Source organism: Pseudoalteromonas tetraodonis (assembly GCF_002310835.1).
Lineage (GTDB): Bacteria > Pseudomonadota > Gammaproteobacteria > Enterobacterales > Alteromonadaceae > Pseudoalteromonas > Pseudoalteromonas tetraodonis.
This window is the reverse complement of record NZ_CP011041.1, coordinates 1,120,655-1,140,447: the sequence shown is the minus strand read 5'-3', so window position 1 is coordinate 1,140,447 and position 19,793 is coordinate 1,120,655. Positions and strand designations below refer to the sequence as shown.

Annotated in this window: 15 protein-coding genes; 6 read left to right on the top strand and 9 right to left on the bottom strand. The window is 40.1% G+C overall.

Annotated features, from left to right (window positions below; genetic code table 11):
- Window positions 1-41: 41 nt before the first annotated feature.
- Entirely contained in the window at window positions 42-3,227 is a 3,186-nt protein-coding gene (locus PTET_RS05315; RefSeq protein WP_096038303.1) for an HD domain-containing phosphohydrolase, read from the bottom strand.
- Between the two features lie 220 nt (window positions 3,228-3,447).
- Between PTET_RS05315 and PTET_RS05310 the strand changes: the two genes are divergently transcribed.
- Window positions 3,448-4,146: a 2'-5' RNA ligase family protein gene (locus PTET_RS05310; RefSeq protein WP_029609924.1), complete on the top strand. Its 699-nt coding sequence runs from the start codon at window positions 3,448-3,450 to the stop codon at window positions 4,144-4,146.
- A 46-nt stretch (window positions 4,147-4,192) separates the two neighbouring features.
- Here PTET_RS05310 and PTET_RS05305 read toward each other — a convergent pair whose 3' ends face one another.
- From PTET_RS05305 to prmB, 3 genes are all read right to left on the bottom strand, one after another.
- Window positions 4,193-4,579, bottom strand: coding sequence for a DUF4112 domain-containing protein (locus PTET_RS05305; protein ID WP_013464522.1), 387 nt, complete (start codon window positions 4,577-4,579; stop codon window positions 4,193-4,195).
- A 126-nt stretch (window positions 4,580-4,705) separates the two neighbouring features.
- Window positions 4,706-5,803 carry a chorismate synthase gene (gene aroC / locus PTET_RS05300; protein ID WP_033103875.1) on the bottom strand — a complete coding sequence of 366 codons (1,098 nt, stop codon included), beginning with the start codon at window positions 5,801-5,803 and terminating at the stop codon, window positions 4,706-4,708.
- Window positions 5,804-5,894: 91 nt separating this feature from the next.
- Entirely contained in the window at window positions 5,895-6,830 is a 936-nt protein-coding gene (gene prmB / locus PTET_RS05295; protein WP_013464520.1) for a 50S ribosomal protein L3 N(5)-glutamine methyltransferase, read from the bottom strand.
- A gap of 295 nt (window positions 6,831-7,125) precedes the next feature.
- Here prmB and smrB point away from each other — a divergent pair, with 295 nt between their 5' ends.
- The gene (smrB, locus tag PTET_RS05290; protein WP_016899440.1) at window positions 7,126-7,683 is read left to right on the top strand and encodes an endonuclease SmrB; all 558 of its coding nucleotides are present in this window, start codon (window positions 7,126-7,128) and stop codon (window positions 7,681-7,683) included.
- A 32-nt stretch (window positions 7,684-7,715) separates the two neighbouring features.
- Window positions 7,716-8,639 carry an AEC family transporter gene (locus PTET_RS05285; protein ID WP_013464518.1) on the top strand — a complete coding sequence of 308 codons (924 nt, stop codon included), beginning with the start codon at window positions 7,716-7,718 and terminating at the stop codon, window positions 8,637-8,639.
- A gap of 66 nt (window positions 8,640-8,705) precedes the next feature.
- Here the strand turns inward: PTET_RS05285 and sixA are convergent, their stop codons facing one another.
- Window positions 8,706-9,182: a phosphohistidine phosphatase SixA gene (sixA, locus tag PTET_RS05280; RefSeq protein WP_020476934.1), complete on the bottom strand. Its 477-nt coding sequence runs from the start codon at window positions 9,180-9,182 to the stop codon at window positions 8,706-8,708.
- A 184-nt stretch (window positions 9,183-9,366) separates the two neighbouring features.
- On the opposite strand from sixA, the gene PTET_RS05275 reads away from it, so the two are divergent.
- Together PTET_RS05275 and PTET_RS05270 are read left to right on the top strand one after the other, a co-directional pair.
- Window positions 9,367-12,090 carry an insulinase family protein gene (locus PTET_RS05275; protein ID WP_096038302.1) on the top strand — a complete coding sequence of 908 codons (2,724 nt, stop codon included), beginning with the start codon at window positions 9,367-9,369 and terminating at the stop codon, window positions 12,088-12,090.
- 51 nt (window positions 12,091-12,141) lie between these two features.
- Window positions 12,142-14,382, top strand: coding sequence for a sensor domain-containing protein (locus PTET_RS05270; RefSeq protein WP_096038301.1), 2,241 nt, complete (start codon window positions 12,142-12,144; stop codon window positions 14,380-14,382).
- On the opposite strand, the gene PTET_RS05265 is transcribed toward PTET_RS05270, so the two are convergent.
- On the bottom strand, window positions 14,379-14,573 hold the full coding sequence (locus tag PTET_RS05265; RefSeq protein ID WP_138686387.1) for a hypothetical protein: 195 nt from the start codon (window positions 14,571-14,573) through the stop codon (window positions 14,379-14,381). The genes PTET_RS05270 and PTET_RS05265 overlap by 4 nt on opposite strands.
- A gap of 174 nt (window positions 14,574-14,747) precedes the next feature.
- On the bottom strand, window positions 14,748-15,320 hold the full coding sequence (gene efpL / locus PTET_RS05260) for an elongation factor P-like protein EfpL (RefSeq protein WP_013464513.1): 573 nt from the start codon (window positions 15,318-15,320) through the stop codon (window positions 14,748-14,750).
- A 193-nt stretch (window positions 15,321-15,513) separates the two neighbouring features.
- Between efpL and PTET_RS05255 the strand changes: the two genes are divergently transcribed.
- Entirely contained in the window at window positions 15,514-15,900 is a 387-nt protein-coding gene (locus PTET_RS05255) for an MmcQ/YjbR family DNA-binding protein (protein WP_013464512.1), read from the top strand.
- A gap of 110 nt (window positions 15,901-16,010) precedes the next feature.
- On the opposite strand, the gene fadJ is transcribed toward PTET_RS05255, so the two are convergent.
- Both fadJ and fadI read right to left on the bottom strand, forming a co-directional pair.
- A complete protein-coding gene (gene fadJ, locus PTET_RS05250; RefSeq protein WP_013464511.1) occupies window positions 16,011-18,203 on the bottom strand; it encodes a fatty acid oxidation complex subunit alpha FadJ in 2,193 nt (730 codons plus the stop codon).
- Window positions 18,203-19,513: an acetyl-CoA C-acyltransferase FadI gene (gene fadI / locus PTET_RS05245; RefSeq protein ID WP_013464510.1), complete on the bottom strand. Its 1,311-nt coding sequence runs from the start codon at window positions 19,511-19,513 to the stop codon at window positions 18,203-18,205. The genes fadJ and fadI overlap by 1 nt, the downstream gene beginning before the upstream one ends.
- Between the last annotated feature and the right edge of the window lie 280 nt (window positions 19,514-19,793).

Below are 19,793 nucleotides of genomic sequence, written 5' to 3'. Positions count from 1 at the left end.
ACATTGTTAGCGCTAAGCGGTTTAATTTTAACGCTTTGGCCCTAAGTTATATATTTAGAAATATCTACTTCATCTATTTGTTCAGCATTGAGATAACGCTTAGCATAATCAAGATAAATACCTGAACTTAAAAATAATTCAAATACGGCTTTATCAACATGCTGATCGGCCACCATTTTAGCTAATATACCGATGGACTCACTGAGTGTTTTTGCCTTTTTATAGGGCCTGTCGGCTGCTGTTAATGCTTCAAAAATGTCAGCAAGTACCAACACCCGCTCAGGTATCGATAAGTCATCCGCATTGAGTTTACGCGGATAGCCTGTGCCGATTAATGTTTCGTGATGGGTAGAGGCATAACGCGGTACGCGCTCAAGTTCTTTAGGGAACGGCAGTGTATCGAGCATACGTATCGTACTTATCATGTGCTCATTAATTTTAAACCTATCCTCTTTAGTAAGAGTGCCTCTTGAAACTGTTAAATTATAAAGCTCCCCTAGGTTATATTTATATTTACATGGGGCAATTTTAATCCCTAAACGCTCATCATATTCAATCGGCTTATCATGAGGAATTAAGTGCCAAGGTTTATCACTGAGTAATTTTTCTGTGATGGGAAGCGTGTCATCAGTCCCTTCATAGCGATACATTTCTACTGGTGAAAGCCCCAACTTATCGTCAAAATGACGCTGCCAAGTAATATTACTCAACGCAGTTAAACGCTCAAGGGCAGCTTCTGTGATTTTTTCGCCGCCAATATTACACTGTGCAATAAAAGCAAAGTCGTCCAGCAACTGTTGCTGTTTAGCTGCCAACTGCTTGGTTAAGTCGAGCTGATTTTGAGGACTGTGTTGCAATGATTTATAGTAATCAAGTTCGGCATCTCGCCAAAGTACCTCAAAACGCGTTCTAATTTCATGAATACGATTATAAATAGTCTCCAGCTTAGTGCCTTTATCAACTATGTGCTCTGGAGTGGTTATTTTACCGCAATCATGTAGCCAAGCGGCTAAACTAAATTCTTCAACCTCATCATCATTTTTAAACTTAAACCCTTTAAAAGCGGGTAACTCTGACTCTGAAGCGGCCTTAGCAAGCTCAATACCGAGTTCAGGTACGCGCTCGCAATGCCCCGCTGTATAGGGAGATTTATCATCAATGGCTTGTGCTATTAACTCGATAAACGACGCCATGAGTGCTTTTTGACTGTCTTCATGTTGCTGTATCGACTTACTCATATCAACCATAGAGTAAGCTAACGTATTAATTTCTTTAATATGACTTTTTAAAGTCGAGACTTGTTTAAACTGCCGATTTTTAATTTTATTGTTTTCACCCACCAGCGTTTTAATAGGACCGACAATGGGGGATGCAAAAAACCACGACACTGGTAACATCATAATTAAGCAGGCAACCGTAATTATTATTGAAAGCTTTATTTTTTCTCTTGTGGAGCTCAATACATCTTCTTTAGAAACCATAATGGCTAAATAGCCCGTACTAGCTAGCGCTAAATAATCAGATAGTGGCTTAATAAAAACATACTGTTCTTTACCATTAATGTTCACTAACTGTAGCTTAGAGAAGTTACTATCATCATCCAATAAAGTGATTAATTGCTCATCAGGAACAGTGCCTACAATTTTTGATTTTTTCCCTGAGTTAGTATTGAGCCATTTATCACTAAGCTGTTGTTTAAATTGCAGAGGAAGTTGCGTGGCGGCGTAATCAAACAAAGCTTTTAATTGTGCGTCTTGGTTTTGAAACAATAAATGGTAGTCATTTGAAAAAAGCGCGGCACTGTCTTCATCAAGCGGATTGTACTGGATCCCCTCAATAAAAAATTGCTGCTGTATATATTGCAATACGGCTTTGCTGTCTATTCCCGCATAAGTATCACCATTGGCAACATGCATTAACAACGCCTTTGTGTTGGGAACTTCCACGAGGTTAATTTCTGGAAATTGCGCTCGTAATATTTTTACAATTGACCAGCCCTCTCCCACCGCAACTGACTTACCAGCAAGTTGCTGCATATGGGTAATTGGTGGATTGTTTTGTTGATTAACAATACTTAAAGGCAAAGTTACCATGGGTATACTGAGCATACCCAATGTATTATTCGATGCTGTATTAAGTACCGGATGAATCACATCTATCTGCTTATTTTCAAATAAATTAAGTAATTCTTGCCAACTGAGTCCATTAATATAATTAACCTTAATACCCAACAGTTCAGCAATCGCATTTATATATTCAACACTGTAGCCTTTAGGCTTACCACTGACACTAAAATCCATAGGTGCCCAATTGGTTTCATTTGAAACTGTGATAGTAGGATATTTGGCAACTATTTTTTGCTGTTGCTCATCCAGTACCAACCGATTTAGCCTTGCCTCAACCGTTGAGCTAAAGGGCTGATTTGAGGCAATAATTTCTCCTTCTCGGTTATAAATAAGTAACTGTGTTGAGCTGTGCATCTCCAAACGCTGTTTCTGTTCGATTAAATAATTAGACATGTTATCAACGATAATCCCTAAGCCAAGCACATGATTTTTACCCGCTATCTTAATCGAATACGTTTGCCCAGAGGTTTGTAAATGGGTAAATAGATAAGGCTTGGTTTTGTTTACTTGCTGTGAGTTTGCTTGCTTAAACCATGCTTGCTCGCGGGGATCAAAATACGTCGGTTTTTTGGTTTTTTCTCTTAAGCTAAATGACGCATCAAAATAAAGCGTTTGCTGTATTCTTTGCCCTTCTTCAGATTTTATTTGAATAACGACCCAGCGGTCATTATCCGTTGCACCAAGGCGCTGACGAACCATCGCACTACTTTCAAGATTAATAACCTCAAAATAGTCACCATTGTTATAGCCCATATAAAAAGCATAAAACAAAGGATTCAAATCCATCATTTCACTTAATACATTTCGTAGCTCTGTTTTATCTGAAAGGTTTTCACCGACTAACGAGGTGTTTTTTACCATCATATATAAAGTATTTTCAGATTTTTCATTAATGCGTGTTAGGTAATCAGCAACCGATTGAGTGGTCATATTAAAGTGTTGCACATTCGACTCGAGCGCCATTTTTTCACTAAAATAATACTGTAAGCTCGTGGCTATAATAGCGGTAATAGACGTTGCCAACACAAATACTGCCACAACCGTCAAACGAATAGAAAAGCGTACTGTTTTTGTTAACTTTTTAAGCGCTTTAAATATCATTGAACGTTCCTTGCGACACTTTTAAAAGCAGTAAATATACGTCGTTGAAAATTGCAATTTAGCAATATTCAAAGCCTATGAAGTAAGTTAATCATTAATTGTTTGAGCTAAAATAATATTAGTCACAAAATCAGAAATTTAAAAACTTTATGCCTTTATTTACTGAACACCTAATTGCGCTTACCATATGCAAACTAAAAACCTAAATGAATACACTCTTATGGTTAAACAACACACCACTAAAGCATGGCCAGTTAGCATTCTTACTTTTTTAGCGCTACTGAGTGCCTCTGCCAATAGTTATGCAAAAAGCGTGAGTATTAACGTGTTTGCTATTCCCTCTTCGCCAATTGTTGAGCTCATGGCTACAACCAGCAATGAACTAGCCAAACAGCAAATAACCACGTTTTATCAGCAAGGCTTACCCGTGCATGCCACATTATATTTGACTGATTATCCGCAAGAGGCACAAAATGAAATTAAGCAGGTGGTGGAGCGTATTGTAAAGAAACATCAACCTTTTGAAATTAAAGCCAATGGGTTTAGTGTATCTGCCAGTAATTGGGCCTTTATAGACTTAGAAAAATCTTATCAGTTACAACGCTTAGCCGATGAAGTGACACTTAAACTTGAGCCACTTCGCGATCATCAAGCGCCAGTACCAAGTTGGGTAAAGCATTACCCTAATAAACTCGTGGCCTTTGAGCGTTATGGTAGCCCAAATGTGTTTCAAAACTTTCAGCCACATTTAACCCTACTTGCAAATGAGCAAAACCCTGCATTGGCTGCGTTTAATAAAGTTATGCAAGCTGAGCCACCGCAAGCACAAGGTGAAATAATTGGGATTGGAATTGGAATTTCTGATCAGTTTGGGCAACAAAAACAGATCATCGCTAAGTACTTCTTTGATACCAAATAAATAATTAATAATGGGAGCTAATTACACATTTATTAACTTAAGTGGTTTATGGATTTGTGGTTAGCTTATCGCTTAAATGCTTTTTAAGTATGCGGGTATTGCGCGTATTTGCTTTGAACATGGCATCAAAAATATCACCAAAAAATGGAATAAGCCCACCTACAAAATCAACTAACATGTTTAAAATAATCCGGCTTTTTACTCGCTTACTAACACCTAATCGCTGCGCTTCAATTAATACATACCCAGATAAAATAAGCCCGGCTAAATCGCCTACCACTGGCAATAGCCCAATCAATGATTCGACACCGAAACTAAATTTAGTAAACGGAATACCAATGCTGCTGTCGGTAAAGCGGCTAAACTCTTCAAGCCGTTTTATGGTGGCTTTATATTCAGCTTGTGTAACGTGAGATTGATTATTTTTTTGCATAATGACTGCTCTTTATTTTTAGGTGCGCTAAGCACATGGAAATTATTGAGCGGCAATAAAGATGTATAGCCTGTACATAATAAACGCGCTAGTGCGCGTTTATTATTAATTTATAGTAAAGCGCGCTTAAATAGCGCCTTTAATTGGCCCATGTTCGTGGTTAACATGTGGGTTTTGACCGCGTTGACGTAGTAAATGATCCATTAAAGTAATGGCCATCATTGCCTCAGCAATCGGAATAGCACGAATACCTACACAAGGATCGTGACGACCTTTGGTGATCATCTCAACCGCTTCATTACTCGTGTTAATACTATTACCGGGAATGGTAATGCTTGATGTTGGCTTAAGCGCAATGGATGCGATTATATCTTGCCCTGTAGAAATACCTGCCAATACGCCGCCGGCATGATTTGAGGTAAAACCATCAGGGGTTAACTCATCACGGTGCTCTGAGCCTTTTTGCTCAACCACATCAAAGCCATCGCCAATTTCAACGCCTTTTACAGCGTTAATACTCATTAATGAATGGGCAAGTTCGGCATCTAGCCTATCAAATACCGGCTCACCTAAACCAACAGGCACATTTTTAGCGACCACTTTGACTTTCGCGCCCACTGAGTCGCCTTGCTTTTTAAGCTCGCGCATATATTCATCGAGTGCTTCAAGCTTGCTAACGTCTGGGAAAAAGAATAAGTTATTTTCCACCTCATCCCAATCGTAATTTTCAGCTTTAATTGGCCCTAATTGGCTCAAACACGCACGTACTTCAATACCATGAAATTGCTTTAAATACTTTTTAGCAATAGCGCCTGCGGCAACTCGAATAGCGGTTTCGCGCGCAGATGAACGGCCACCACCACGGTAATCGCGAAGGCCGTATTTGTGCCAGTAGGTATAGTCACCGTGGCCTGGGCGAAATACATCTTTAATTTTGCCATAATCTTGTGAACGTTGATCGGTATTTTCAATTAATAAACCAATGCTGGTACCAGTGGTTTTACCTTCAAAAACGCCCGCTAAAATTTTGATTTGGTCGCTCTCACGGCGCTGCGTGGTATAACGACTTTGCCCAGGTTTGCGTCTGTCTAAATCGTGTTGTATGTCGGCCTCAGTGATTTCAAGGCCTGCGGGCGTGCCATCCACTACGCCGCCTAATGCAACGCCGTGGCTTTCGCCAAAGGTGGACACTTTAAATAACTGCCCTATGCTATTACCTGCCATTAACTTTCCTCATTCCTAATGACTTATAGCCGAGGATTAACTCGGCTATTGTTTTGCCCAGCCATTTCGGATGAATGGCTAGTATTAATTGTTACTGTGCAAAGTAGGCATCTAGTTGTTGTTTGCTAATAACAAACACCCCTAATCCGCCTTGTTCAAACTCAATCCATTCAAATGGTGCGCCTGGATACAGTGCATCCATATGTACCATAGAGTTACCTACTTCGACAAATAACAAACCGTTATCTGTTAGATGCTCACTAGCTTGATCTAAAATAGTACGTGTTACATCAAGGCCATCGTGTCCCGATGCTAATCCTAGTTCTGGTTCATGGTGGAATTCACGTGGTAAATCAGCCATATCTTCAGCATCAACGTACGGCGGGTTTGCTACGATTAAGTCGTATTTTTGCCCAGGTACACCACTGAATACGTCAGACTGAATCGGTAGTACGCGATCACTTAGTTGATAGTCAGTGATATTAATATCAGCCACTTCAAGCGCTTCATAGGATATATCAACCGCATCAACTTGCGCATTCTCGAACGCTTGTGCCAAGGCAATAGCAATACAACCTGAGCCTGTACATAAATCTAAAATACGCCCTACTGACTCTGGTTTTTCTAACCAAGGGGTGAAGCGATTATTAATAAGCTCAGCAAAAGGCGAGCGAGGAATTAATACGCGTTCATCCACATAAAATGGCATGTTAGCAAACCATGCAATGTTGGTAAGGTAAGGTACTGGGGTAAAATCGTTAATGCGCTCGGCAATTAAGCCCGCTAAACGATTTTTTTCAGTACTGGTTAAACGCGCATGCATCAGCTCTTTGGGTGCATCGATAGGCAAACTAAGCGCCGGTAATAACAAACTTACCGCTTCATCCCATGCGTTATCGGTGCCATGACCAAAGAAAATACCGCTACTTGCAAATTGACTAGTTGTCCAACGAAGCCAATCGTGTAAGGTTGAAAGTTCTGCAACAGCTTCATCTAGGGTTGCTTCTTCTATTAGTAATTCACTCATCAGTATTATCTGCCTGCTACTTTCAAAAAAATAAACTCAATCGGGGCGCATCATTGGCCCCATGATTGCCCTATTGTATACCCAAGCCACCTCTAGGTGCGAGCGCAGTTAGTATTAAAAGCGATTTAGGTAAGGCTTTGATTGCAAATAATAGTCACTCTATTGTTCAAATCAATAACGCAGTATAAATCGCTTTTTAACTAACCCTAATGGCGCTGTACTATGCACCTCAAAGCTGCTTGGGTATCACACCTTTTTACTCGATTTTTACCGCTTTTTTGTTTAGACTGCCGCTATGAAAAAAGATCCCCACTCAAACAGCCTAATTAGTCCTGACGACATTGACTTGTTTCGTCAAAGTATCAGTGGTGCGCGTGTATTTAAACAAGACACTCACCGTTTTAGCAATAAACCTAAAGTGTCACAAGCGAAGCAATTTGCCCAGCAAAAAAAGCAACAACAGTCAGAATTTTTCTTTTCTGATGAATATGTGCCCGATATAGACACACATGGTACCGTTAATTATGTACAACAGGGTCAGGATCGTTTTTTAGCCAAACAACTTCGTCGAGGGGATTTTATTCCTGATTTAACCCTCGACCTGCATGGCTTGAATAAAGAGATAGCCAAAGATGAACTCGCAGGGCTTATTCATGAGTGTAAAAAAAAACATTACTATTGTGCCTGTGTTGTACATGGAATTGGCGGCCATATCCTCAGGCATAAAGTACCGCAATATTTAGTGCAACACCCCGATGTAATTGCTATGCACCAAGCTCCGCTTGAGTATGGCGGTAAAGGGGCGGTACTCATATTAATTAACTTACCGCAAAGTGATGAGTTTAGACGCTGAGCACTAGAGCCAATCAATAAGAGTCTTTTTTAGTGCATATATTTTCGATTATATTTCCGCTTATTTTTATTGTGTTATGCGGCTACATAGCAAGCCGAAGTCAGTTTTTAGAACGCATTCATATAACAGGGCTCAGTAAATTTACTTTTTACATTAGTGTACCCAGTTTTTTATTTTTAAATATGGCCCAGGCAGACCTAAAAACCAGCGTGAGCTTAAATGGCTTTTTAAGCTTTTATATTCCCGTTATTTTAATTTATTTTTTTGCGCTCATTATTGACCGCTACACTCTCTCTAAACATCCTCAATATGAACGTCACAGTGTATTTGCCCTTGGCAGTAGTTATTCAAATACCGTATTGGTGGGCTTGCCCATTATCATTGCAGCATTAGGTGAGCAAATGATGGGCATTATTTTTATGATCATCACCTTTCATAGCGCGCTATTGTTCACCCTTACCTTTTTAATTAGTGCAAACAGTGCCAGTCATGTGTTTTCTTGGTCAACATTTGCCAAAAATATGCTACTCAACCCTGTCGTATTGAGTATTAGCACGGGTTTGTTGGTAAATTTAGCAGGGATTACTTTATTTTCTGATTTAACTAATGGCTTAGCGCTTTTAGCTAAACCTGCCATTGCCTGTGCGTTATTTGTTTTAGGCGCAAACTTAGCTTTTTATAAAATTAGCGATAACTGGCAAGCGGCAGCTATTGCCAGCCTGTTAAAGCTAGTTATATTGCCCGCCTTAGTATTAGTGTTAGGCTCACATGTATTTGCTATTAATGAGTCGCTGTTAAAAGTACTCGTATTATTGAGCGCATCGCCCTTGGGGGTTAATGCGTACTTAATTGCATGCCAAATAAAACAACATCAAGATACGTTAGCCAGTGCGGTTGTTTTATCGACAGTTTTGAGTGTGGTGAGTTTTAGTATGTGGTTAACAATTCTACTGTAGACAAATACCTAAAAGTATTGGCATTTATCTAACAGAAAGTAGCTTAGCTAAATGCTCGTTTACACGCTATGCATCTACATTCGCTGGTGCATTAATGGTGATAAAATCACTTTTATGGCGAGTTTCATCATAACTAATTTGTGCAACAGCGCCGGTATTAAAAATAGGCATGTGCCCAGCACACAACTGATCAACCAAATAGCTCACCATAGGCATATGGGCAACCACAAGCCAAGTATCGCATTCTGGATGAAGCGCGATTAACGTTTCTAAATAATCTGCAGCAACCTGCGGGTTACCTTCAGGAATAATATCTTGGCAGGTCTCTTCAAATAAAAAGGTATTATTTTTTTTAACACCCTCAGCTGTTTGCTGCGCTCTTACATAAGGACTCACTAATAACCCCGTTGGAGCATGTTTTTTTTGTAACCACAGCCCCATTTTTTCTACCTGCTGATGGCCCAAAGGAGTCAAATTTCTACTGACATCATCAGAGTGCATCGGTATTGCTTCACCATGACGCATTATCAAGATTGTTTTCATAAAAAATCAACCAATTAAAGAATATAAAACAGTAGCCAGTTTGCTCGAATTTCCGCTATATTAATAACTCAAACCTATTTATTTTCTTAAAATAGTTCTTTCATGATGTTCAGGTAAATAGCATTGCATTCCTGAAGTTATCATCTGTTGTTAACAATTATACGTTTAGTTTCAGGAGCATCATTTGAAAATCAGCACCAATGATAACAGAGCTTACCGCACACTAACACTGGACAATGGTCTAAAAGTACTTTTAGTGCACGATCAAGACTCAGCAAAAGCTGCCGCATCCATGGCTGTTAACGCTGGTCACTTTGATGATCCGCTTGATAGACAAGGCCTAGCGCACTTTTTAGAGCATATGTTGTTTCTAGGCACTGACCTTTATCCTGAATCAGGAAGTTTTAATAATTTTGTCTCGCAGTCTGGTGGCAATACCAACGCGTGGACTGGCACAGAGCATACCTGCTATTTCTTTGATATTAATAACCATCATATTGAAACAGCATTAGCACAATTTAGTCGGTTTTTTATAGCGCCCACACTAAACCCCGCTGAAACAGAAAAAGAACGTAATGCTATTGAGGCTGAGTTTAAATTAAAAATTAAAGACGATGGCCGTCGAATTTATCAAGTGCATAAAGAAACGGTTAACCCAGAACATCCTTTTGCTAAGTTCTCAGTGGGAAACTTGCAAACATTAGCAGATAGAAAGCGCTGTATTAGTGATGAATTACGTGACTTTTTTAATAGGCATTACCAAGCTCAGTGGATGACGTTAGTGATTTGTGCCAATGAGTCATTAGATACACTTGAGGCATGGGCAACCCAGTATTTCTCCCAGATAAAGGGAGATAAACACCAATTAAAGCCACCTATAGAAGCGCCGCTTTATCGCAGCCAAGACTTGGGTAAGTTGCTTCATATTGAGCCACACAAACATGTACAAAAGCTGATTATTAGCTTTGCCATGCCAAACATTGACGATTTTTATCGTCATAAAACGGTCAGCTTTATTGCGCACTTACTAGGTTATGAGGGGCAAGGCTCGTTGTATTCTGTGCTTAAAGAGCAAGGTTGGATCAATGCCCTCTCTGCAGGTGGCGGAATTAATGGCAGTAATTTTAAAGACTTTAATATTAGTATGGCGCTGACCGATGAAGGCATTGAATACTACGAAGATATTATTGAAATGGTGTTTGAATACATTTGTTTAATTAATAACAACACCAGCAAACTACCTCGCCTATATCAAGATAAGCAAAAACTATTACAAATCGCATTTGATAACCAAGAAAAGTCTCGCCTAATTGATTGGGTCAGTAATTTAAGTATTAACATGCAACACTACGATGAAGTTAATTACTTACAGGGTGACTATTTAATGGAGGGCTTTAAAGCCAGCACGCATGAAATGGCTATGCAGTGGTTAACTCCGCACAACATGCGTTTAGTGCTTATTCATCCTGATGTAGAGCCTGAACACACAGCTGCTTGGTATAACACCCCCTATAAAATTGAAAAATTGTCGCTACATTGGCTCGAAGCACTTGCACAGATTAGCCAGCCACAAAGTGAAATGCTATTGCCCACGGCTAATCCTTATTTAGCTAAAGATGTCATTTTATATCCGGTTGAATCACAGCAACGACATCCAACATTACTGGTAAAAGAAGCAGGCTTTGACTTTTGGTTTAAACAAGACGCCACCTTTAGAGTCGCCAAAGGGCATTTTTATTTAGCCATGGACTCTGACTTTGCAGTAAAAGATGTGAAACATATGGCACTGACGCGGTTATTTTCAGATTTATTCATGGACAGTGTTGGCGAACAGTTTTACCCAGCGGAACTTGCGGGCTTAAGTTATCACTTAACCTCTCATCAAGGTGGCTTAACGCTTCACACTGCGGGGCTTTCTTCAAGCCAACTCGAATTAGTCGATCAGCTGATTGATGCACTATTTAACGTAAAAATTTGTGCCAAACGCTTTGCAGAATATAAAAAACAACTGGTAAGGCACTGGCGTAATAGCAACCAAAACAAACCCGTTAGTGAGCTATTTAGTATTTTAGGCGCTAAAATAATGCCGTGGAATCCTCAGCCTGACGAGTTAGCAAATGCACTCAAAGACACCTGTTTCCATCAGTTTAATGAATTTAGACAAGCGTTTTTTAATGCCCTTCATGTTGAGTCTTTTTTACATGGTAATTGGCAGCAAAATGATGCGCTTGAGTTTCAAAAGAAGGTCGCCCAGCACCTTAAAAAATCAGCCGTTATCGACGATTTAAAGCGCCCACTTTATGAAATCACTAAAGTGACCCGCTACGAGCTTGAACTTGCCTGCAGCGATAATGCCATGGTGATTTACTACCAAGCACAAAGCGATGACGTTAATGAAAAAGTGAAAATGATGGCGCTGAATCATTTAATTAATCAAGATTACTTTAATGAACTCAGAACCACGCAACAACTCGGTTATTTAGTAGGCGCAGGATACGCTCCTTTTAATACCCGTGCTGGTATTGCCTTTTATATACAATCACCAAAATTTGAGCCCACCACGTTACTGCACAGGCATAATTTATTTATTAGCCAGTATTTAGCAACAATTAATGAACTAACAGAACAAGACTGGCTGCAACAAAAACATGGATTAACAACCCATATTGCTGAAAAAGACAAAAATTTGCGTTTACGTTCACAACGTTTATGGCTTGCTATAGGTAATGGCGATCATCGGTTTAATATGCAGCAACGCCTGCTGAATTCTTTAAACGCATTAACGCTTGAACATTTAAAAGCCTACGCCGCTGAAATTTTTAATGCAGATCGCCCAAGATATGAGCTTTTAAGTGCCAAATCTGTGAATTTGTCTGAGAAACTACCACTTTATTCGCATTCTCTTTGACTCTTGCTCGCGCTTGATTTAGATTGTCTTTTGTTAATAAGAAGTAAGACAATGAAAAAAATAAAAATAATAAAATACATTCTATTGTTGGCCTCTTTGGCCACAGCCTACTCAGCGAGTGCATTCGAGTCATCGTTTAACTTGAATTTAAATGCGCTGGTCGTGAGCGTGTGCGCAATAATGTCGTTAGTTGTGGTTTATTTGTTAACGATTGTTCACTCACTCAGGCGTTCACACTCTCAATTACAGCTTTCTGAAAAACGATTAAAAAGTACCGTAGAAGGCAGTGGTGATACTCTATGGGATTGGAATATCAAAACCGGTAAAGTTATTCGTATCAATGACAAATACGTGATGAATAGTAATAACCTAGTAGAATTTCCACCGAATAAAAGCTTGATCCACCCCCGCGATTTAACCCATGTTGATTACCTACTAAAAAAACACTTTGCCGAAGAAAGTACTTTTTTTGAAGCAACTTATCGTATTAAAGACAGCTTTGGTAAATGGCACTGGGTGCTCGACCGCGGAAAAATCATTGAAAAAGACGCTAACCTAAGCCCACTGCGAATGACTGGCACAGTCAGAGATATCTCGCAGTTAAAATCAACGGAAGATCGACTTAACTTATTTGCAAAATGTGTTGAGTCACTCACTGATGCGCTGGCCATTTATGATAAAGACTTTAGGCTTGTGGATATTAATCCAAGCTTTTTAACTTTGTTTGGCGGCGTACGCGAGCAATACCTAAAGAAAGAGTTTCATTTAGCCGGTTACGACAAAAGCTATATAGAATCCATAAAAAATACCGTTAGAAAGCACGAACATATTCAAGAAGAAGTAAAGCTTCGCAATAGCGATCATGCTCTGCTGCCATTTGAAATATCAATAGACGAAATTAAAAACGCGCAAAATCAAATAACCAATTATGTGGTGGTGTATTCAGATTTAACCGAACGTAAAAAGACCGAATCTGAACTGAATAATTTATCAAACCGAGATCGCACCACCAGCTTACCCAACCGTAATTTGTTTTTTTCTGACTTACAAAAACTTGCAAAGCAGCATTCTCATCATGCATTACTCGTATTTGATTTAGATAACTTTAAAAAGATAAACGACTCATTAGGCCATCAATTAGGTGATAGTTTACTGGCAAAGCTTGCTATGCGTTTAAATAAGCTCACCCGTGAAAATGACGTATTTTATCGCCTTGGCGGCGATGAATTTGCACTAGTTATGTCAAACACCAACGATATTCTCACTATCACTCGCATGGCTAAACAGTTTTTGGCGGCCATAGCTACACCATTTAAAATGGCAGGCCATGAACTTGCTATCACCTCAAGCGTTGGTATAGTGTTGTTCCCCGAAGATGGTAACACCCCCGAAATACTATTAAAGAACGCCGATACTGCGATGTATCATGCTAAAAAGAAAGGCAATAGCTACCTGTTCTTTAATGACACCATGAACCGCCAAGCAGTAAAACGACTGCAAATAGAAAACCTAATGCGCTTTGGCTTAAAAGAAGATCATTTTGAGGTGTATTACCAGCCTAAAATGAATATTCGTACTGGTAAGCTTGCTGGAATGGAAGCGTTGGTACGTTTTATTACCCCGAAAAAGGGGGTTATTAGCCCAGGGGTATTTATTCCAATTGCCGAAGAAACAGGGCAAATTATTGAAATTGGTGAAGTAGTTTTAAACAAAGCTTGTCGCGATGTAAAACAGTGGTTAGATGCAGGCTTATTTAATGCCCGTGTTGCTGTTAACTTATCAGCAAAACAATTTAGCCTACCCGATCTAACCTCGCGCATAGATGTGATTTTACAAAAAAATGAACTGCCCTCGTACTTTTTAGAGCTTGAGATAACTGAAGGCACCGTAATGGACGATCCACAAGAAGCCATTGCGATTATGCGCTCTTTAAGTGCCCGTGGAATTCACTTAGCAATGGATGACTTTGGTACCGGCTATTCATCACTTGCGTATTTAAAGCAGTTTCCACTCAATACGCTTAAGGTAGATAAAGCCTTTATCGATGATATGAAGACTGAACGTGGCCGCAATATGGTGGACTCTATCGTCACTATTGCGCATAACCTTGATTTGCATGTAGTTGCCGAAGGGGTGGAGCAAGCGTCGCAAATAAGCATACTTGAAGAGCTAAACTGTGAAACACTGCAGGGTTATTACTACTCTAAACCACTCTCAAAAGATGAATTTACTGCGTTTTTAAAACAACAACAAAGCCAATCAAAACTCAGTTTAATTAGAGCGACCAGTTAAGCACGCCATAGACACGCATTTACACCTATATTGCGTATCAATGCACGTCGATAATGTATATTAAACAAGCACCAAGCAACAGGACCAAATACGCCACCTAAAAATAACCAGCGTTTAACAGGCATGCCCTTTTTAATGGTTTCTAAATACATAAGCGCTATAAATACACCGCTAAGCAAAATAAATAACACCACCACCTCAACCAGCTCAAAAATAAGGCGCGTATAATAGCGTTAAATTGGCTAAATTTGAAGCAACGCATGCTGCTAATCAGCAATAATGCTGAATCAATTTGAGGGGCAAATCAGACACAAAAAAGCCGAGCAACTTAAATACTCGGCTAATCATCATAGATTTATAGCGGCTTACTTGTCAGCACGGCCCATAAACTTATGCTCTGCAGTATTAATACGGATGCGATCGCCCGTAGAAATATGCTCTGGCACTTGAATAGTTAAGCCGGTTGATAAACGAGCAGGCTTTGAACGCGCGCTGGCTGAAGCACCTTTAATTGAAGGGTCGGTTTCCTCAACTACAAGCTCAACACTTGAAGGAAGATCAAGCCCAACTGGCGCACCATCAATCACAATAACATGCACGCCTTGGGTCTCTTCGTTAACAAACTGAATCTCTTCAGCTATGGCCTCTTTAGCCAAGTTGTAAGGCGTGTAGTCTTCGTTATCCATAAAGACATACTCATCGCCATCAATGTACGACAGCATCGCTTCACGACGGGTTAAATCCGCAAGGTTAAGCATGTCGCTGTCTTTAAATGTTTCGTCAACTTTGCTACCCGTGACCACATCGTATAAACGCATACGGTATAAACTACCACCGGCACGACCTTGTGGTACAGAACGTACGATATCTTTTACTACTAATACACGGCCATTAAAGTCAATAGCCGTCCCTTTTTTAACATCACTTGCCTTTGGCATGGGTGAATTCCTATTGTTTTTTTGATTGCGAGAAACATACCACGAAACTGATTTTGTTCAACAATAAAGTGATATGATTAGCTTCTTACTTCGTACTGACTCATAAATCTGTAATTTAGACTTAAACTCGTGTTATCTAGTGGCAAAAAGCTGCTATGGTTAAGTTATCGATTATGACCTCAAGGAATGGCTCATGAACCAACAAACTGTACATACCTATTTAATGAACAAGCCGTTAGTTAAACTAACCCAGCCTTTTGCTAAAGATGTTGATGTGTATAAAGTAAATCATAAAATGTTTGCCACTCTTGCACTTAGCAATGAGGGTGAAACCGACGAAAATGGCGAACCTATTTGGTGGCTAAACTTAAAGTGCGATCCTGATGAGGCGCAATCATTACGAGATATTTTCCCTGCCGTTATTCCAGGTTATCATATGAATAAACGCCTTTGGAATACCGTGATTTTAGATGGCTCAGTACCACAGGGTGAAATTGAGCGTATGATTGATAACTCGTTTAATTTGGTGGTCGACAACATGCCTGATAAAGATAAAAAGGCCATTGAAGCGTTACTGTAAATAAGCGTCCAGACGCAACTTTTACCAATTCGATTGATTAAGTATTATTGTTGATTATCGAACACAAAAAAGCCGCATAATTTGCGGCTTTTTTACGTTAACTTAAAACATTAATCTTTGTGTTCAGTCGTCTCATTTGGAGTGTCAGTTGATTTATCATCACCTTGCGCTAACTCCACTTCAGCTTTATTAGCGGCTGTTGTGTAAAACTTATCGCCCTTGTCAGCCATTGCAAGTAAAGTATCACAAGGTGTAAAAATAGCGTTGCTGTTAGCCAGAGTAGACATATCAGAGCTTATTTTGCCTGCGCCTAATTTATCCATATAGCTAAACGGGCCACCTAAGAACGGTGGGAAACCAATACCAAAAATAGCACCAATATCACCATCACGCGGGCTGGCAATAATACCGTCATCTAAACAGCGAACGGCCTCATTAAGCATTTGTGAGATACAACGCTTAGCAATTTCGTTTTTATTTAAACGTGGAGCTGGGGTTACACCTAGTAGCTCATAGACTGACTCATCAACCTTTTTGCCTTTCTTGTCGTATTCATAAAAACCACGACCCGTTTTACGGCCTAAGCGTTTTGAATCAATCATGCGCGAGAAAGCATCTGGGCCTTTAAAACGCTCACCGAGTTCTTTTTCAAGAATTGGCGCGATTTTAGAACCAATATCAATACCGACTTCATCAAGCAGTGCCAACGGCCCTACTGGAAAACCAAACTCAACTAAGGCTGCGTCAATTTTTTCAATTGGCTCACCGGCAAGCATTAAGTTTGCCGCCTCATTCAGGTATGGCGCTAAAATACGGTTAACATAAAAACCAGCCATATCTTTTACCACAATTGGCGTTTTACCTTGCTTACGCGCAAAGTTAACTACACGAGCAATCGTTTCTTTTGAGGTGCCTTCGTGAGGAATAATTTCTACCAGTGGCATTTTCTCTACTGGTGAGAAATAATGTAAACCAATTACATTTTCAGGACGCGCTGCTTTAGCTGCAATTTGCGAAATAGGTAATGACGAAGTATTACTTGCGAAAATAGTATTCGCTTGGCAATGCTGCTCTACATCAGCAACCATACCTTGCTTAAGCTCTAAATCTTCAAATACGGCTTCTATCACTAAATCTATGTGTTTAAAACCGCTGTAATCGGTAGTGCCGGTAATGCGGTTCATGGTTAACTGCATATCGGCTTTAGACATAATACGGCGTTTAAGACGCTTATCTAAAATTTTGTATGTGTAGTTCATGGCATTACTTATGCCCTGCTCTGCCACATCTTTAATTCGCACCGGCAATTTAGCTTTGACCGCACTCACATGGGCAATACCTGCACCCATTAAGCCACCACCTAACACGGCAGTTTTACTAATCGCGGGAGCATCATCATTGCGCCATTCTTTTTTCATTTCAGTGGTTGCAAAGAAAATACCGCGCAGCGCCTTAGACTCATCACTCATTACCAATGTGGCAAAACCTTCTGCTTCGGTTTTATACGCTTTCATTTCATCAAGCTCTACGCTTGCACGTACCGCTTTAATAATTGCAAGCGGCGCAGGGTAATGACCACCGGTTTTTTTAAGAACGTTTTCTTTAGCTTTTTTAAAGATAAAGTTACGACCAAACGGGTTTGATTCTAATAACTTACTGATCTTATCAAGTTTAGGCTCTTTAGCTTGTGGCTTTTTCTTCGCCGCAAACTCTTTGGCCACTTTTAGCAGTACGCTTTGTGGTACACAATCATCCAATACACCGGCTTTTTTAGCTTGTTTAGGACGAATTTGTTTTCCGGTTAGCATCCACTCAAGGGCTTTTTGAATGCCCACGATTTTAGTTAAGCGCTGTGTACCACCACCGCCAGGTAATAAACCAAGTTGCACTTCTGGTAAACCAATTTTAGTTAAATCGCTATCTGTACCTACGCGGTAATCACAGGCTAAAGCAAATTCTAAACCGCCACCAAGCGCTGCGCCATGTATAGCACTAACTGTGGTGTACGGAAGCTTTTTCATATCAAAAAATGCTTGATGGCATAATTCGCTAATAGCTAATGCATCTTCACGCTTTTGCACGCTGTCTAGCATTTTAACATCGGCACCAGCAATAAAGTTATCGCTTTTACCACTAATAAATACCATACCTTTAACTGCGTGCTCTTTAGCTTGTGCTAATAATGCTTTTAAATCATCAGCAAAGCTATCTCGCAGGGTATTCATTTTCTCACCCGGCACATCAATGGTCACTACGGCTATTTTGTTATCATCAACCGTTAAATTAAATACTGAATCTGTCATTACGCACTCTCCAATACAAAGGCTGCACCTAAACCACCCGCAGCACAGGCAGTCGTTAACGCTAAACCACCGCCACGACGCTTAAGCTCGTATAAACTTTGTGTAATTAAACGCGCGCCGGTTGCCGCAAATGGATGACCATATGCAAGCGAGCCGCCGTTCACGTTAAACTTATCCATGTTAATTTCACCTATGGCTTTATTACGCCCTAAGTGCTCTTGTGCAAATTTATCTGAAGCAAACATTTTCATATTCGCTAAGGTTTGCGATGCAAACGCTTCGTGCATTTCAATTAGATCTAAATCGGCTAACGTAATACCTGCTCTATCAAGTGCGATAGGCGTTGAGTGAGCCGGCCCCATTAGCATGTCTTTTTCTACGCCAATGGCTGAAAACGCAAAACTGCGTACGTAGCCTAAAATTTCGTAACCCAATGCTTTTGCTTTGCTTTCGCTCATCATTAACACTGCGGCTGCGCCATCGGTTAATGGGGTTGCATTGGCTGCAGTGACTGAGCCGTGTTGACGGTCAAATACCGGCTTAAGCTTGGCATAACCTTCAACCGTTGAGTTTTTACGAATATTGTTATCTTCTTCAATAAAGCTTTTATAAGGCGGTAAATGAGCCGTCATTACTTCATCTTTAAGCTTGCCATCAGCCCAGGCTTGAGTTGCCAGTGAGTGAGAACGATGCGCTAAGGCATCTTGATCTTCACGGCTAATGTTATGGGTTTTAGCCATTTGCTCGGCTGTTTGTCCCATTGATAAACCCGTTGAGTACTCAGCAACCGCTGGCGGCACTGGCAATAAATCTTTTAAACGTAGTTTTGAGAATATTTTTAAACGCTGACCAAGCGTACGTGCTTTGTTTAAATCAACTAAGCTACCCGCTAATTTTTTACTTACACCAATTGGCAATACAGATGATGAATCGGCACCACCGGCAATACCTACGCTTACAGAGCCTGCCATAATTGATTCGGCAACGTTTGCTATCGCTTGAAAACTCGTCGCACAAGCACGCGATACAGAGTACGCATCAACCGATACTGGCATCCCAGTACCCAATACAATTTCACGCGCAATATTTGGCGCTTCTGGCATTTGTACTACTTGCCCAAAAACCAATTGATCGATTTCTGACTTGTCGAAATTTAATCGCTCAAGCATTTCATTAACTACTAACTTACCCATATCCAACGCTGGTACATGGTGGAACGCAGTCGCTTGCTTAGCAAAAGGAGTACGTAAGCCGCTTACGATGGCAATACGGTCGCCTTTTGGTGTTTTAAGTATGTTTTGCTCAGACATTTATTATTCTCTCCCGCTGACAGGTCAGACCTGTATGTTTTCTCCGATTCTAAACAACCCGTGTGATAAAGCCAATAGATAAAGGTAAATTAATACAAAAGCGCCATTGTAAATCACTACATACATTGTATGAGGGTAATACAATAGGCTTTTTTAGCTGGTTTTACAAAGTTTTATGTTAGGCTAAAAAATCGTTAAAAAATAACGAACTATTTTTAAAAAATCAGTCTAACTCTTGAGTTATCCACTTATAAACCTTATAACTAGCTCAGTATTTGTT

Coding starts and splice junctions, on each gene's coding strand:
- PTET_RS05315 (WP_096038303.1), bottom strand. CDS start 3,227: ATGATATTTAAAGCGCTTAAAAAGTTAACAAAAACAGTACGCTTTTCT.
- PTET_RS05310 (WP_029609924.1), top strand. CDS start 3,448: ATGGTTAAACAACACACCACTAAAGCATGGCCAGTTAGCATTCTTACT.
- PTET_RS05305 (WP_013464522.1), bottom strand. CDS start 4,579: ATGCAAAAAAATAATCAATCTCACGTTACACAAGCTGAATATAAAGCC.
- aroC (WP_033103875.1), bottom strand. CDS start 5,803: ATGGCAGGTAATAGCATAGGGCAGTTATTTAAAGTGTCCACCTTTGGC.
- prmB (WP_013464520.1), bottom strand. CDS start 6,830: ATGAGTGAATTACTAATAGAAGAAGCAACCCTAGATGAAGCTGTTGCA.
- smrB (WP_016899440.1), top strand. CDS start 7,126: ATGAAAAAAGATCCCCACTCAAACAGCCTAATTAGTCCTGACGACATT.
- sixA (WP_020476934.1), bottom strand. CDS start 9,182: ATGAAAACAATCTTGATAATGCGTCATGGTGAAGCAATACCGATGCAC.
- PTET_RS05270 (WP_096038301.1), top strand. CDS start 12,142: ATGAAAAAAATAAAAATAATAAAATACATTCTATTGTTGGCCTCTTTG.
- efpL (WP_013464513.1), bottom strand. CDS start 15,320: ATGCCAAAGGCAAGTGATGTTAAAAAAGGGACGGCTATTGACTTTAAT.
- PTET_RS05255 (WP_013464512.1), top strand. CDS start 15,514: ATGAACCAACAAACTGTACATACCTATTTAATGAACAAGCCGTTAGTT.
- fadJ (WP_013464511.1), bottom strand. CDS start 18,203: ATGACAGATTCAGTATTTAATTTAACGGTTGATGATAACAAAATAGCC.
- fadI (WP_013464510.1), bottom strand. CDS start 19,513: ATGTCTGAGCAAAACATACTTAAAACACCAAAAGGCGACCGTATTGCC.